The sequence below is a fragment of the Nonomuraea sp. NPDC001636 genome (assembly GCF_040298265.1).
In the GTDB taxonomy this organism is placed as follows: Bacteria; Actinomycetota; Actinomycetes; order Streptosporangiales; family Streptosporangiaceae; genus Nonomuraea.
Window position 1 is genome coordinate 236,315 of record NZ_JBEOZT010000002.1, and the last position, 15,195, is coordinate 251,509.

The following is a 15,195-nucleotide window of genomic DNA, read 5'->3' on the forward strand; positions in this document are numbered from 1 at the left end:
TTCCGCCCGGCCACCGGCATGTCAGCTCTCCAGGTACCGGAACGCCTCGTGGGCCGACCGCACGCTGCGCCGCAACACCTGCTCCAGGTGGTCGGCGTCCTCGGCGAGCCGGTCGATCTCCGGGACGGCCAGCGCGTCGGCGCCGGTCTCGGCCAGCAGCTCCTCGTAGCGCGGCAGGCGCGCGCGCAGCTCCTCAATCTGGCCGCGGGCGTGGTAGGCGCGTTCGGCCTCGGCGACGTGCCCGGCGTAACGTTCCAGGGCCTCGACGCGGGCGATCATGGCGGCCTCGCTGGTGGCCAGGGCCCTGTCCAGCGGCTCGATCACGGCGGCCACCTCGGGGGCGACGCCCCTGGACACCAGGGCGGCGTGCTCGGCGCGTAAGGCCGACAGCTTGGCCAGCAGGCGGGCGATCTCCCACTCCTGGGCGGGCAGCATGAGCGCGTTGCGGGCGCCGTCGAGCAGCCCCTCGGCGTTGACGTGCGAGCGCAGCACCGAACCGATGGCCCGCTGCGCCCTGGTCAGCACGTCCGCGGCGGCCCGGTCGAAGTCCTCGGGCAGCAGGTAGCGGTCCCGGTACGGGCGGGCCCGCTCGTACACCTCGCGGTCGCGCGACACGTCGTGCTCGGGCAGCTCGCTGATCGACGCGATCTTGACCAGGACGATGAAGACGAACGTGCCCAGCAACGTGAACCCGGCGGCCGGGTGGGACAGGGCCAGCAGCACGGCCATGAGCGCGACCACCCCGGGCGTGGCGGCGAGCAGGGCGACGCTGGAGACGTTCCTGAACCGGCCCGGGCGCGCGTCGGCCGGCGGCACCCAGCCCGACCGGATCCTGGACAGCAGCGCGGCGTTGGCCCGCAGCATCCCCGCGACCTCCGGAGGAACCTCCGGATCGACGACCACACCCACGCTCTGTCCCGGCACCTTGGCGCCCCCAACGCTCGCGATGCAGTGGATATTACGTATTTTTTCGCAAGGATGTCAGCCTCCGAAAGGTCAGGCCCGGAAACCGCCTGGTCCGTGCCCCAGTCGCTGTTCCCGGCGCTGCCCCCGTCGCTGCCCCCGTCACGGCCAGGGCGGCGGCCACGCAGGCGAAGGGGATGGCGGGCAGGACGTACCGGTGATCGAAGTCGAGGGCCGCCACCGGGGCCAGCAGCAGGAAGGCCGCCGTCGCCCACGGCAGCAGGGCGGCGCGGCGGCGTCCGGCCGAGCCGAGGCCGCCGGCCAGGAGCAGCACGCCGAAGACCGAGCCGTGCAGGAACCAGGGGTAGGGGTAGGCGGCCAGGATCGAGGCGTACGGCTCGACGGAGCTCATGCCGTGGATGCCGGGGTCGTACTCCGAGCGCACCTTGGCGACGAGGGCCTGCTGCTCGGGCAGCGGCCAGGAGCCGCGGGGGAAGGTGGTGGACGGGTTCATCCGCCGGGGATGGGGCACCGGCGACCAGGTGAAGGCGAGTGAGGTGTCGCGGGCCACCTCGCGCAGGTAGTCCAGCGGCTGGGCGGCGATGGCGCGCAGGGCGAACGACCTGGCCAGGTCGTTGTGGGCGAACCGGTCGCCCGGCAGCCGGTTGAGCGAGGCGCCGGGGGCCCAGACGTACTCCGAGGCGGCGTCGGCGACGGTGCCGTTCGGGCAGAGCGGGGCCTCGGCGGGCGGCGGCTTGATGACCGAGCAGTCGGCGAAGGTCATGGTCCTGGCCCACAGGGCGACGCCGTCGGAGCCGCTGAGGGCGAAACGGCCGTGGTGCTGGGCGTACCAGCCGGCGTAGGCCGCCAGCGGCAGGGCGCCGGCCAGCACCAGCGCGGCCACCCGCCGCCAGGGCGCGCGGCGCAGCACCAGCCAGCCGGCCGCCAGGGCGAGCAGCGGCACGGCGGCCGTCCTGGTCAGCCCGGCCAGCGCGAGCAGCAGCCCGGCCACCGCCGCGGCCCGCGCCGACGGCACGCCGGGCCAGCCGCGCGGCGCGCCGGACGGGCCGTGGCGCCACATCAGCACCACCAGCGCGGCGGTGATCAGGAAGATGACCTGCAGGTCCGACAGCACGGCGTGCTCCAGCCGGACGAAGGACGGGTCGAACAGCACCGGCACGGTCGCCAGGGCGGCCCCCCAGCCGGGCAGCGAACGACGGCGCAGCAACGCGTAGATCATCACGCCGATCCCCAGGCCCATGGCGTGCTGCACCCCGGCGACCAGCTTCACGCTGTGGAAGGGCCGCAGGGCCCACAGGAACCAGGAGTACCCGGCGGGGTGGAAAGCCGCCTGGGGCTGCAGGTGCACGGCTGTGTCCAGGTACGTGAAGGAGTCGTACCAGTAGAGCTGCGCCGTGTCGTACCCGAGCATGACCAGCACGCGCAGTGCGGCGGCGAGCACCAGCACGCAGGCGAACAGTCCGTGGCCGCGCGGGCGGCGCGCGGCGGGCGCGAGCGGACGCGTCCCGGCCAGGATGGCTGCCATGACCTTCTCCCCCGTAGCCGACCGGGCCGGTCCCGGTCGCAGAGGAGGCAGTCCAGCGGGACGCCGATAACCTGAGCGTCACCGGAACTGGTTACGCCCGCGTTATGCGGCCTGGTCCAGACTTGCGGCATTTATGATCTTCTTGGGGGCTACAAGTGCGGGTTCTGATCGCCGAGGACGAGCGCATGCTCGCCGACTCGATCGCCGAGGGGTTACGGGGCGAGGCGCTCGCCGTGGACGTCGCCTATGACGGGGAGGCGGCGCTGGAACGGCTCGGCGTGCACGACTACGACGTGCTCATCCTCGACAGGGACCTGCCGGGGGTGCACGGCGACGAGGTGTGCCGGACGGTGGTGGAGCAGGACCGGCTGGTCAGGGTGCTCATGCTGACGGCGTCCGGCGACGTGCGCTCACGGGTGTCGGGGCTGTCGCTGGGGGCCGACGACTATCTGCCGAAGCCGTTCGCGTTCGAGGAGCTGGTGGCGCGGGTGCACGCGCTCGGGCGGCGCGCCCGCCGGGCCGACCCGCCGATGCTGGAGCGGGCGGGCGTGCGGCTGGACTGGGCGCACCGGCAGGTGTTCCGCGACGGCGTGTACGTCCCGCTGGCCCGCAAGGAGTTCGGCGTGCTGGCCGAGCTGCTGCGCGCCCAGGGCGCGGTGGTCTCGGCCGAGGACCTGCTGGAGAAGGTCTGGGACGAGCACATCGACCCGTTCACCAACACCGTGCGGACCACGATGATGAAGCTGCGCAAGAAGCTCGGCGAGCCGCAGGTGATCGAGACCGTCCCCGGATCGGGGTACCGCATCCCATGACCGTGCGCATGCGTTTCGCCCTGGCCTGCGCCGGGGTGTTCCTCTTCCTCGGCGCCCTGACGGTGACCGGGGTGTACTTCGTCGTCCGGTCGCAGCTGGAGTACCGGGCGAGCCTGATCAGGCCCGACTTCCCCCGGGAGTACTCCTACGGCGACTCCTACGAGTCCGCCTACCGCAACGCGATGCGGGTGCGCGCGGCCTACCAGCGCGAGACGCTGAACGGCGTGCGCACGGTGGGCGGGCTCATCGTGCTGGCCGCCACGGCCGGGGCGTTCGGGGTCGGCTGGCGGGCGGCGGGCTGGGTGCTGCGGCCGGTCAAGGCGGTGACCGAGACCGCCCGCCGGGTCGCCCAGAGCCACGACCTGACCGAGCGCATCGCCTACGAGGGGCCGCGCGACGAGGTCAAGGAGCTCACCGAGATCTACGACACCATGCTCGGCCGGCTGGCCCGCTCGTTCGACGGGCAGCGCCGGTTCGTCGCCAACGCCTCGCACGAGCTGCGCACCCCGCTGACGATCAACCGCACCCTGGTGGACGTCGCCGTGCGCCGCCCCGACGCCACCGACGACGTCAAGCGGCTCGGCGAGTCGCTGCTGCTGGTCAACGCCCGGCACGAACGCCTCATCGACGGCCTGCTGGCCCTGGCCGAGGGTGAGCAGGCGGTGCTGGACCGGCGGCCCTTCGACCTGACCGACGTCGCCGAGCACGTGCTCGACCAGGCCGGCGAGGAGGCGGCCGAGCGGGACGTGACGATCCACCGGCTGCTGGACTCCGCGCCGACGACGGGCGAGGCGGTGCTGGTCGAGCGGCTGGTGCAGAACCTGGTGGAGAACGCGATCCGGCACAACCAGCCCAAGGGCGAGGTGTGGGTGACGACGCGGCGGCGGGCCGAGCAGGTCGAGCTGGTGGTGGCCAACACCGGGCTGCAGGTGCCGCCGTACGAGATCGAGACGATCTTCCAGCCGTTCCGGCGGCTGCACGGCGACCGGCTGCGCTCGGAGCGGGGCAGCGGGCTCGGGCTGTCGATCGTGCGGGTCATCGCCGAGGCCCACAGTGGCACGGTCACGGCCAGGCCGCGCGACGAGGGCGGCCTGACGATCACCGTGGAGCTGCCGGTGGACCCGTCCGCGCCCTGACGACCCTCACGGGGCTGCCGGTGGACCCGTCCGCGCCCTGACGACCACCCTGGAGCCGCCGGCGGATCAGTCGCCGCCCTGGCGGATCTGCCAGAGTTCCTCCTCCGGCACGCCCGCCTTGACCAGCTGCTCCCAGGTCGCCACGCGCTCGGTCGGGTCGGCCAGCACCAGGGCGAGCAGCGCGCGCAGCTCGGCGTGGTCGGCGCCGTCCTCGCGCCACAACGCGCCCAGCGCCCGGTGCACCGCCGGGGACCGCACGGCCGCCGTCTCCACCAGCTCCCGCAGGACGGCCACCCGGTCGTGGAAGCGCAGCGCGCGCCCCTCCCCCACGGCCAGCATCAGCAGGTCGAGCAGCCTGCGGTGGCGGGGCGCGTGCCCGGTGGCGGCGGCGACGACCGCGTCGCCCATGGCGGTGCCCTCGCCGCCGCCGAGGATCACCTCCTCCTGGCCCCGCCCGGCGACGCGGTGCGCCGACAGGGCGTTGACCAGGCCCGTCCAGCCCTCGTGCCCGAGCTGGCCCTTCCACAGGTGGCTGAAGGACGCCCAGCGGCCCAGCGGGTCGGGCCCGCCCAGGAGGTGCGAGACGGCCACCGGCTCCGGCGAGGCGGCCACGATGAGCAGCGCCAGGTTGGCCGAGTAGGCGGCCAGGCGGCGGGTGACGGGATGGCGTACCGGCTCGAAGCCGGTGAAGCAGCGGCGGCGGCGCTCGTACAGGGACCGGCGCAGCAGCCCGGCCAGGTGGGTCACGCACCGGGCGCGCACGGCCGCCGGCACCTCGTCCAGCAGCTCCAGGATGAACCCGACCGTCGGGCCGCGCTCGGCCAGGCAGGAGAACGACGTGACCGCGTACAGCAGGTCGTCGTCCACGCTCTGGGCCAGGGCCAGCGGCTCGTCCCCGGCCAGACGGCGGCGCCGGTCGAGGTCGCGCAGGGCGTACACGGTCAGCCAGGCCGTCAGGAACTCGCCGAAGGTGGAGTGGAGGAAGGAGTGGCCGTCCCGGCGGATGAAGAAGAAGCGCTCGGTGGCCCGGCGGGCCCAGTCGACGGGCGGGCGCGGCTCGTCGGGCTCGTCCTCGCCGCCTTCGCACAGGGCGGGCAGGTCGCGGGCGAGATCCTCCTCGGTGATGACCTGCCGGCCGCGGGCGAGCATGGACAGGGCGACCGTGCCGAGCAGGACGAGCTCGCTGTCGATCACCACCCGCTGCGGGGTGGCGGTCTCGCGTTCGGTGAAGTCGCGCAGCAGCACCTCGTACAGGCGGGCGCGGCCGATCGGGCGGTGCTCGCGCTGCAGGGCGTTGCCGCCGGCGTCGTAGAGGGCGAGCAGCAGCAGGAGCAGCGGCTGCCGGGCCATCTCGCCCTGGGCCAGCGCGGTCGCCGCGGGCAGGGGCTTCAGGTCGCGCCGGGCCAGCAGGGCGCGGTTGGCCTGGTCCCAGATGTCGAGCCACTGGCGCACCTGGTCGTCCTCGAACGGCTGGAGCTGCAGCGCCAGCAGCCCGTCGGGGAACCTGATGCGGTCGGCCACCACGGTCCGGCTGGTCACGATCACCACGACGGGCCGCCCCAGCGCGGCCTCGCGGCGCTGGAAATCCTGCAGGTGCCCGAGGTAGTCGTAGCGGTTGACGCCGCCCTGCAGCAGCTCGTCGAAGCCGTCGAGCAGGATCACCGGCAGCGCGCCGTCGCCCGCGGCGACCAGGTCGGCGTAGGCCACCTCCTCCTCCAGCACGGCGGCGACGGCCTGCTCGATCTGCTCGGCGACCGGCGCGCGCGGCGAGACGCGCGGCAGCTCCACCCTGATCGGCAGGAACTCCGACCTGGCCAGGCGGGCGCCGAGCACCTCGGTCAGCTTGGACTTGCCCGAGCCGGGCTCGCCGAGCACCAGCAGGGGCGCCTGGGTGGCGCGCAGCGAGGTGAGGTGGCCGACGAGGAACGCCTCGGCGTCGGGCAGCAGGCGCTGGTCCCGCCACCAGCCGACGGAGGAGGGGTCGGACTCGCGGGTCAGCTCGGCGACCCGGCAGCGCGGGCTGAGGTAGCCCTCGCCGAGCAGCGGGAGCGAGACGTCCTCGGGCAGCTTGCCGGCGGCCAGCAGGGGACGGTCGAGCGCGTTCGCCGCCATCCTGACCCGGTGGATCATGGGACGGTCGCCGACCCGCGGCGGGGCCAGCTCGGCCAGCAGCCAGGCCACCCGCGACAGGCCGGTGCCCGGCGTCTGGCGGTCGGTGACCAGGCTGCGCACGCCGAACTCGTGGCTGTCCAGGGACAGCGAGCGGAAGTCCTCGTCGTAGATGCGCAGGGCGTGCGCGGGCGGGCCCTCGGCCAGCATCCGGGGTAACAGGAGCTGGTCGTCGACGGGCAGCTCGTCCCACACGCTGAGGCCGCCGACGAACCCGGCCATCGCCTCCGACATGCGCAGGTGGGCGCGTTCGACGGCCTGGCGGGTCTCGGCGAAGGGCACGTGCGGCTCGGGGGTGGGCAGGCGTTCCATGAGCAGGCCGGCCACCAGGCGGGCGAAGCGCTCGGGAGTGGGCACGCCGTGCGAGATCTTGTCGGCCCGGTCGAGCTGCTCCAGCGTGAAGGGCAGCTTGGCCTCCCCCAGCGCCTCGAACCAGGCCGAGACGACGATCACCGCGTGCGCGGCGGCCAGGCGCTGGGTGCGGGTGTAACGGTCCACGCCGCCCTTCAGCTCGGGCATCCTGCGGATGACCTCCTCGCCGTAGCGCACGACGTCGGAACGCAGGTCGGCCAGGCCCATGGTGAGCAGCCCGCCCCCGGCCAGCGCCCACCCCGTGCGGGCGGCGGCCGCGGCGAAGCCGACCACCTTGACGAGCCTGCCCTCCTTGCAGCCGAGCACCCTCAGGGCGTCGGCGTAACTCGGGGTCTCGATCATCAGCCTTCTCTCCGGGACCGGGAGGTCCCATCATGCGCCGGGCGGCGCCCCCGGCGCTGCCCGGACGCCCGCTCCGCTATGGGCCTTTCACCGCGTCGGCGATCTCCGGCAGCACGCCGGGGTCCTCGATGGTGGACGGCGTGGCGTACGGCCGGCCGTCGGCGATGTCGCGCATCGTGGCGCGCAGGATCTTGCCCGAACGCGTCTTGGGCAGGCGGGCGACCACCACGGCCCGGCGGAAGGCGGCGACCGGCCCGACGCGTTCGCGCACCAGGGCGGTCAGCTCGCGCTCGATGTCGGCCGGGTCGCGTTCGGAGCCGGACTTGAGCACCACGAACCCGACCGGGAGCTGGCCCTTCAGCGCGTCGGCCACTCCGATCACCGCGCACTCGGCGACGTCGGGATGGGCGGCGATCACCTCCTCCATCGCGCCCGTGGACAGGCGGTGACCGGCCACGTTGATCACGTCGTCGATGCGGCCCATGACGTAGAGGTAGCCGTCGGCGTCGATGTGGCCGCCGTCGCCGGTCAGGTAGTGGCCGGGGTAGCGGGACAGGTAGGAGGCGTGGAAGCGCTCCTCGTCGCGGTAGAGGGTGGGCAGGCAGCCGGGCGGCAGCGGCAGCCGGACGGTGACCGCGCCCTCCACGCCGGGCGGGCACTCGCGGCCCTCGGCGTCGAGCACGCGCACGTCGTAGCCGGGGACGGGTTTCGTCGGCGAGCCCGGCTTGATCGGCAGGGTCTCGATGCCGACGCAGTTGGCCGCGACGGGCCAGCCGGTCTCGGTCTGCCACCAGTGGTCGATGACGGGCACGCCAAGCAGGTCGCTCGCCCAGTGGTAGGTGTCGGGGTCGAGGCGCTCACCGGCGAGGAAGAGATGCCGCAGCCCGGACAGGTCCCAATTTTTCGCGAAATTACCGGCGGGATCTTCCTTCTTGATGGCCCTGATCGCGGTGGGCGCGGTGAACAGCGTGCGCACGCCGTGCTGGGCGGTCACCCGCCAGAACGCGCCGGGGTCGGGCGTGCCGACGGGCTTGCCCTCGTACAGGACGGTCGTGCAGCCGGTCAGCAGCGGCGCGTAGACGATGTAGGAGTGCCCGACGACCCAGCCGACGTCGGAGGCGGCCCAGAAGACCTCGCCGGGGGCGGCGCCGTAGACGTTGGTCATGCTCCAGCGCAGCGCGACCGCGTGGCCGCCGTTGTCGCGCACCACGCCCTTGGGCAGGCCGGTGGTGCCGGAGGTGTAGAGCACGTAGAGCGGGTCGGTGGCGGCCACGCTGACGCACCCGGCGGGCTCGGCGGCCCGCACGGACTCGTGCCAGTCGAGATCGCGGCCCGGCGTCAGCTCGGCCGGACCCTGCGGGCGCTGCAGGATCACGCAGTGGGCGGGCCGGTGGGCGGCCTGGTCGAGGGCGGCGTCCAGCAGCGGCTTGTAGGCCACGACCCGGGCCGGCTCGATGCCGCAGGAGGCCGAGAGCACCACCTTGGGCTCGGCGTGCTCGATGCGCAGGGCCAGCTCCCTGGCCGCGAAGCCGCCGAACACCACCGAGTGCACCGCGCCGAGCCGCGCGCAGGCCAGCATCGCGACGACCGCCTCGGGCACCATCGGCATGTAGATCACGACGGTGTCGCCGGCCGTCACGCCGAGCGCCTTCAGCATGCCCGCCGTCCGCGCCACCTCGTCGAGCAGCTCGGCGTAGGTGATCGTGCTGACCGTGCCGGTGACCGGGCTGTCGTATATCAGCGCCGCCTGCTCGCCGCGGCCGGCCGCGACGTGCCGGTCGAGCGCGTTGTGGCAGGTGTTGAGCCGTCCGTCGGGGAACCACCGGCTCCCGTCGCTGACGACGGCGGGCACGACGTCCCAGTCGATGTCGCGCGCCGCCTGCGCCCAGAACTCCTCCGGGCGCTGGATGCTCCGCCGGTAAGCCTCGTCATAGCCGCCCACTTTTCGATCAGACCAGCCGCCGGGCCCCGAACGCAAGCCCCATGGGAGGGTGTCCGGATGAATGACGATCTCATCCTGTCCGTCGTGACCGGCTCGCGGGCGTACGGGCTGGAGACCGCGGCGTCCGACACCGACCGGCGCGGCGTGTTCGTGGCCCCCACCGCGGACTTCTGGCGGCTGTCCAAGCCGCCCACGCACCGCGACGGGCCGCTGCCCGAGCAGTTCTCGTGGGAGGTGGAGCGCTTCTGCGTGCTGGCGCTGGAGGCCAACCCGACGGTGCTGGAGTGCCTGTGGTCGCCGGTCGTGGAGGTGGAGACCCCGGCCGGGCGGCGGCTGCGCGAGCTGCGCGGGGCGTTCGTGTCGCGGCGGGCGCGGCAGACGTTCGCCGGGTACGCCGTCGACCAGTTCCGGCGTCTCGACCCGGCGGCGCCCAAGTGGAAGCAGGCCATGCACATGCTGCGGCTGCTGCTCAGCGGCCTGCACCTGATGCGGCACGGCGAACCGCTGGTCGATGTCGGGGCCTACCGCGAACGGCTGCTGGCGGTCCGGCGCGGCGAGGTCCCGTGGGCCGAGGTGGACGCCTGGCGGGCCGCGCTGGCGGCGGAGCTGGCCGCCGCGCCCTGTGTCCTGCCGGAGCGCCCGGACCGTGAACGCGTGGAGGACTTCCTGGTGGGCGTGCGGAAGGAGCACCTGTGAACACGCTGCCGTCTGAGCTGCCGTCCGGGCTGCCGTCGTGGCTGCCTGAGATCCCCGCCGAGCAGCCGTACCCGCTGGCGTTCGCCACGGTGAGCGGCGCCCACCTGTACGGTTTCCCGTCCGTGGACTCCGACGTGGACCTGCGTGGCGTGCACGTGCTGCCGGTCGAGGAGGTGGCCGGGCTGCGCACCGGGCCGCAGACGCTGGACCGGACGTGGACGCGCGAGGGCGTCGAGGTGGACCTGGTCACGCACGACCTGGTCAAGTTCTGCCGCCTGCTGCTCGGCCGCAACGGTTACGTGCTCGAACAGCTCCTGTCGCCGCTGGTGGTGACGTCCTCGCCGGTGCACGAGGAGCTGGTGGCGCTGGCGGCCGGATGCGTGACCCGGCACCACGCCCACCACTACCTGGGGTTCGCCCGTACGCAGTGGCGGTTGTTCGGGCGTACGGGCGAGCTGAAGCCGCTGCTGTACACCTTCCGCGTGCTGGCGACGGGCACCCACCTCATGCGCACCGGGGAGCTGGAGGCCGACCTGACGCGGCTGCTGCCGTACGGGCCGCCGTACCTGCAGGAGCTGGTGGCGGCCAAGCGGGAGGCAGAGCACGGCGCGGCGCCGCAGGTGGCGGGCGTGGCCGACGACGTGGCGCGGATGACGGCCGCGCTGGAGGCCGCGCGCGAGGACTCGGCGCTGCCCGAGCGGGCCACCGCGGAGGACGCCCTGCACGACCTGGCCGTACGGGCGCGCCTGGCGTCCCGCCCCTGACGGGTGCGGCCGGTCAGGGACGGGACAGGGCGTCAGGCGGCGCCGGGGTCGGCCGACAGGACGAGCCGGACCGAGACGTTCTCGTACCCGGCGCGTTCGAACGCCCGCGCCATCGGGACGTTGCCCGCGTCGGTGTCGGCCATGATGCCCGGCACGCCGCGCTCGGCGTGGAAGCGGGTGATCTCGCCGAGCAGCTCGTCGACGTAGCCGCGGCCCCGGTGCGCCGGCACCACGCCGAGGTAGCCGACCACGGGCCCGGCGTCGTTGGCGGAGGGCAGCGCGACGCCGACCAGGTCGCCGCTCTTGTCGTAGGCCAGCCGCCACCAGGACCGCTCGCCCCGCATCGAGCGGTTGTCGCGGACGTCCTCGCGGGCCTGCTCCACGGGGTCCATGGTCATCAGGGCCTGGCGGGTGTGGAAGTCGAGGGTGCCCTCGGCGACCTGGCGGAAGGCGTCCACGAACACCTCGTCGTCGTCATCGCCGCGGAAGACCAGCCGGTCGGACGGCTCGGGCACCGGCGAGCCGGGCGTCCAGGCGTAGCGCAGGCGTTCCAGTTCCTCGGTCAGCCCGGCGCGGCCGGCGGCCTCCCAGCGCCAGGCGATGGCCGCCGACGCCTTCGGGTCCGCACGCCAGCCGTTGGAGACGAAGACGTGGTACTCCGGCGTCCGGCCGAACGCGGCGTGCGCGTGGCGCAGCAGCTCGGCGGCCAGCCCCACACGGTCCTCGACCGACGGGTGGACGTAGACGCAGTCGAGGGCGAGCGGTCGCTCCTCGCCGGCGAAGCCCCACCAGACGGCGCGGGCCAGGATCTCGCCGTTCTCCTCGGCGAGCCAGATGCGGTCGTAGCGGTAGTTGCGGCTCTCCAGGAAGGAGAGCAGCCGGTCGGGATGGGCCCAGCTGATGGATTCGTCGACGACGCAGCCGAGCAGGCGGTCGAGGTCAGCCTCGGCCGCGGGACGGAAAAGCACAGTTCCTCCGAGAAATGTAAATCACACTTACACTGCCAAACATCTCAGTGCCTCCCTTCTCCCGACATTTCGCAGCACTCTAGCCCAGCTTGCCGTCGCCCCGCTCGCCGTTTTCCCGGACGTGATCTTCCCCTCGTGGCCGGAGGACGACGTGAGTACGCTGGACCGCGTCCAGTTTCCGGCGTTTCGCGATCCGGCGGGACGATTCCGATCCGGCCGACGATGAGGACAGGGATGAGGACAGGATGGGCTCCGTGAGGTCCTACGACGACGACACGCTGCCGTTGCAACCGCCGATCCGGCTCCCCGACGCCGCCACCCTGGCCTCCGCGGTCCGCGCCGCGCCGCTCGCGGGCGAGCTGAAGGCCCTGCTCGACCCGCCCGACGCCCCGCAGACCGCCCTGCCCGACGCCCCGCAGGCCGCCCCGTCCGACGCCCCTCCGGCCGGACAAGGAGACGGGCAGGAAGAGGAGCAGGGCGACGAGCGCGCCGGCGACGCGCGGGTGCTGGAGGCGTGGGCGCGGGTGTGCCGGGCACGGCTGGCCGCCGACGAGCGGCTGCTGCTGGAGCTCATCCGCATGTTCCTGTCCAGGGAGCCGGTCCCCGGGCGGGTGCCCCAGGCGCTGACCGACCTGGGACTGGTGCGGCAGGCAGAGCCGTACACGCTGAGCTGGCTCGGGCTGTGGGTGGCGCGGCTGATCATCGCCGAGACCGCCGGGCAGGAGATCCCCGTCATGGGGACGCTGGCCGGCGCCGACGCCGCCACGCTGCTGCACGGCCTGCGCTCCTACCCCGAGGCCGAGCGGAGCGAGGAGCTGGCGGGCTGGCTGGCCGGCCGCGACCGGGAGTCGGCCGCGGCCGAGATCGCCGGGGCGCTGGCCGGGGTGAGCCCGCTGAGCCGGGCGGTCGGCGTGGAGCTGCTGGAGTCGGGCCTCGGCGAGGAGGGCCGCCGGGCGCTGCGCGGGCTGCTGGAGGAGCCCAGACTGGGCGCGGTGGTCGCGGCCAGGACGGGCAACGAGGAACGGCGGCCCACCCCCGACGAGATCGCCTGGGTGCTGGTGGACATGGCGGCGGCGCTGCTGGAGTTCGGCGGCGGCGAGGCGGGCGAGGTGATCGACTCGATCGCCATGGGGATGGACGCGGAGGAGCAGGCGGGCACGATCGCCATCCTCGCCTTCGGCGACCACCCGTGGACGGGACGGGTGCTGCGGGTCGTCATCGACCACCACCCGGACGAGCGCGTCACGGCCGCGGCCCGCAAGGCCCTGCGCCGCCTGCGCGGCCTCGCCGACATCCGCACCTGACGGGACACGGCTGAGGGGACACCGCTGAGGGGACTCGACTGCGGGGGCAAGGCTCCGGGGGCAAGGCTGTGCGGGGACGCGGACCCGCGGGCGCGGCGGCCGGGGCCGGTAAAGTCGGCTTGATGACGAAGCATACGATCTCCCCGCAGAGCGGCATCCTGGGCGACGGCTTCGGCTGCGACTGCGGCGCGGTGCTGGCCGGGCGGATGGCGGCCGAGCTGCACGCCGCCGAGAACGGCCGGTGCTCGGCCTGTCTCGGCTCGGCGGTGGAGCAGCTGGCCCCCGACCTGACGCGCGGGTGCACGGTCTGCGCGGCGACCGGGGGCCGCAAGGAGCAGATCACCTGGCAGCTCGCCCACACCGAGGCCGAGGAGCTGATCACGATGACCGTCGTGCGCGGCATCGTGGCGGGGTTCGACGGGCCGTTCCACCTGTCGGAGATCGCCGACACGGTGCGGGCCGGGTTCAGCCTGCCCGCCGGGCGGCTGCCGGTGGGGCCGCGGGTGCGCGACCTGCTGCTCCAGCTCCAGGCGGCGGGCGAGATCGCCATGCTGTCGGCCCCCGACGAGCTGCTGGGCACCGACCAGGTGCTCTACCGCGACCCCCAGTGGCAACGCACCCGCACCCTCGGCCTCTGAGCCGCACCACCCACCCGGCAGATCAAGAACAGCCCGCCGCCCACCCGGCAGATCAGGAGCGGCCCGCCACCCACCGGGCCGATCAGGAGCGGCCCGTCACCCACCCGGCGGGTCAGGGGCGGCAGAGGATCTCGCCGTGCAGGACGGAGAGCCAGGCGTCGTCGTCGGCGGCCCATTCCAGCCAGCCGGCGGCCATGGTCTCCAGGTCGGACGCGGTGGCCGCGCCCGTGGCGAGCGCCTGCTCGGCCAGCGCCGAGCGCCGGACGCGGTCGGCCCACATGCCGCCCCACCACGCGCGGTCCTCGGGGGTGGCGAAGCACCAGGTGGAGGAGGTGGCGGTGACCTCCTGGAAGCCGGCGGCGCGGGCCCAGGACAGCAGGCGCCGCCCGGCGTCCGGCTCGCCGCCGTTCGCGCGGGCGAGGCGCTGGTAGAGGGCCATCCAGTCGTCCAGCGCGGGCAGGCGCGGGTACCAGGCGAAGGCCGAGTAGTCGCTGTCCCTGGCCGCGACGTACCCGCCGGGCTTGGTCACCCGGCGCATCTCGCGCAGCGCCCGCACCGGGTCGCCCACGTGCTGGAGCACCTGGTGGGCGTGGACCAGGCAGAAGGTGTCGTCGGGGAAGCCGAGGGCGTGCGCGTCGGCGACGGCGAAGTCCACGTTGCCCAGCCCGCGCGCGCCGATCTCGGCCCTGGCCAGCGCCAGCGCGTCCTCGGTCACCTCCGACGCCGTCACGTGGGCCACCCGCGCGGCCAGGTCCGCGGTGATCGTGCCGGGCCCGCTGCCCACGTCGAGGACCTTCATCGCGGGCCGCAGGTGCGGCAGCAGGTACGCGGCCGAGTTCTCCGCCGTGCGCCACCGGTGCGAGCGCAGGACGGACTCGTGGTGCCCATGGGTGTAGACGGCGTCCATCGAAAGACTCCTTCACGACGATGTGGGCTCCGACCCTAGCCTGTGTCTCATCTATCGAGAGAATGCGTCTTTCTATGTGAGACGGCGTCGCGCGTCCGGCGTCGCTCATAGACTGGTCGCGGCAATGTCCCGGCAAAAGGAAGGCGTGGTCGTGGGAGAGGTCCGGCCGATCGTGCACGTGGGCGATCCGGTGCTGCACCATCCGTGCGAGCCGGTCACCCGGTTCGACGGCGAGCTGGCGGCGCTGGTCGACGACATGTTCGCGAGCATGTACGCGGCCGAGGGCGTGGGCCTGGCCGCCAACCAGATCGGCGTGCCGCTGCGCGTGTTCGTCTACGACTGCCCCGACGCCGAGGGCGTCGGCCACAAGGGCGTCGTGGTCAACCCGGCCCTGGAGCTGCCCGGCCTCGGCGAGCGCCGCCTCGACCCCGACGACGAGGGCTGCCTGTCGGTGCCCGGCCAGTTCGCCCCGCTCCCCCGGCCGGACCACGCCACCGTCCACGGCTTCGACGCCGAGGGGCGGCCGGTCACGGTCGAGGGCACCGGCCTGCTGGCCCGCTGCCTCCAGCACGAGACCGACCACCTCGACGGCTACCTGTACATCGACCGCCTTCCGGCCAAACGCCGCAAGCAGGTGCTGGCAGCCTACGAGCAGACCAAGGCCGCTAAAGAGGAAATTTCTCCGCTATAGTGGAG

General features: G+C 73.7%; 13 protein-coding genes. 7 read left to right on the forward strand and 6 right to left on the reverse strand.

Features of this window, described 5'->3' with window-relative positions; genetic code table 11:
* Nucleotides 1-21: 21 nt before the first annotated feature.
* Both ABT158_RS04850 and ABT158_RS04855 read right to left on the reverse strand, forming a co-directional pair.
* On the reverse strand, nt 22-909 hold the full coding sequence (locus tag ABT158_RS04850) for a hypothetical protein (RefSeq protein WP_352350940.1): 888 nt from the start codon (nt 907-909) through the stop codon (nt 22-24).
* Between the two features lie 49 nt (nt 910-958).
* Nucleotides 959-2,449, reverse strand: a complete 1,491-nt coding sequence (locus ABT158_RS04855) for a hypothetical protein (protein WP_352350942.1) — start codon at nt 2,447-2,449, stop codon at nt 959-961.
* 155 nt (nt 2,450-2,604) lie between these two features.
* Between ABT158_RS04855 and ABT158_RS04860 the strand changes: the two genes are divergently transcribed.
* Together ABT158_RS04860 and ABT158_RS04865 are read left to right on the forward strand one after the other, a co-directional pair.
* The gene (locus ABT158_RS04860) at nt 2,605-3,261 is read left to right on the forward strand and encodes a response regulator transcription factor (RefSeq protein WP_352325242.1); all 657 of its coding nucleotides are present in this window, start codon (nt 2,605-2,607) and stop codon (nt 3,259-3,261) included.
* The gene (locus ABT158_RS04865; protein WP_352350944.1) at nt 3,258-4,397 is read left to right on the forward strand and encodes a sensor histidine kinase; all 1,140 of its coding nucleotides are present in this window, start codon (nt 3,258-3,260) and stop codon (nt 4,395-4,397) included. Before ABT158_RS04860 ends, ABT158_RS04865 begins: the two co-directional genes overlap by 4 nt.
* Nucleotides 4,398-4,463: 66 nt before the next feature.
* Here ABT158_RS04865 and ABT158_RS04870 read toward each other — a convergent pair whose 3' ends face one another.
* On the reverse strand, nt 4,464-7,280 hold the full coding sequence (locus ABT158_RS04870; RefSeq protein ID WP_352350946.1) for an NACHT domain-containing protein: 2,817 nt from the start codon (nt 7,278-7,280) through the stop codon (nt 4,464-4,466).
* A 76-nt stretch (nt 7,281-7,356) separates the two neighbouring features.
* Nucleotides 7,357-9,222 (reverse strand): propionyl-CoA synthetase, encoded by a 1,866-nt coding sequence (locus ABT158_RS04875; protein ID WP_352350948.1) that lies wholly within the window; start codon nt 9,220-9,222, stop codon nt 7,357-7,359.
* 57 nt (nt 9,223-9,279) lie between these two features.
* On the opposite strand from ABT158_RS04875, the gene ABT158_RS04880 reads away from it, so the two are divergent.
* Nucleotides 9,280-9,918 carry a nucleotidyltransferase domain-containing protein gene (locus ABT158_RS04880; RefSeq protein ID WP_352350950.1) on the forward strand — a complete coding sequence of 213 codons (639 nt, stop codon included), beginning with the start codon at nt 9,280-9,282 and terminating at the stop codon, nt 9,916-9,918.
* Nucleotides 9,915-10,682, forward strand: a complete 768-nt coding sequence (locus ABT158_RS04885; protein ID WP_352350952.1) for a nucleotidyltransferase domain-containing protein — start codon at nt 9,915-9,917, stop codon at nt 10,680-10,682. Before ABT158_RS04880 ends, ABT158_RS04885 begins: the two co-directional genes overlap by 4 nt.
* 32 nt (nt 10,683-10,714) lie before the next feature.
* Here ABT158_RS04885 and ABT158_RS04890 read toward each other — a convergent pair whose 3' ends face one another.
* Nucleotides 10,715-11,650, reverse strand: coding sequence for a GNAT family N-acetyltransferase (locus ABT158_RS04890; protein ID WP_352350954.1), 936 nt, complete (start codon nt 11,648-11,650; stop codon nt 10,715-10,717).
* A gap of 254 nt (nt 11,651-11,904) precedes the next feature.
* On the opposite strand from ABT158_RS04890, the gene ABT158_RS04895 reads away from it, so the two are divergent.
* Nucleotides 11,905-12,954, forward strand: coding sequence for a hypothetical protein (locus tag ABT158_RS04895; protein ID WP_352350956.1), 1,050 nt, complete (start codon nt 11,905-11,907; stop codon nt 12,952-12,954).
* Between the two features lie 122 nt (nt 12,955-13,076).
* Nucleotides 13,077-13,592 carry a hypothetical protein gene (locus tag ABT158_RS04900; protein ID WP_352350958.1) on the forward strand — a complete coding sequence of 172 codons (516 nt, stop codon included), beginning with the start codon at nt 13,077-13,079 and terminating at the stop codon, nt 13,590-13,592.
* 112 nt (nt 13,593-13,704) lie between these two features.
* Here the strand turns inward: ABT158_RS04900 and ABT158_RS04905 are convergent, their stop codons facing one another.
* Nucleotides 13,705-14,499 carry a class I SAM-dependent methyltransferase gene (locus ABT158_RS04905; protein ID WP_352350961.1) on the reverse strand — a complete coding sequence of 265 codons (795 nt, stop codon included), beginning with the start codon at nt 14,497-14,499 and terminating at the stop codon, nt 13,705-13,707.
* 124 nt (nt 14,500-14,623) lie between these two features.
* Between ABT158_RS04905 and def the strand changes: the two genes are divergently transcribed.
* Entirely contained in the window at nt 14,624-15,190 is a 567-nt protein-coding gene (gene def, locus ABT158_RS04910; RefSeq protein ID WP_352350963.1) for a peptide deformylase, read from the forward strand.
* Nucleotides 15,191-15,195: the final 5 nt, after the last annotated feature.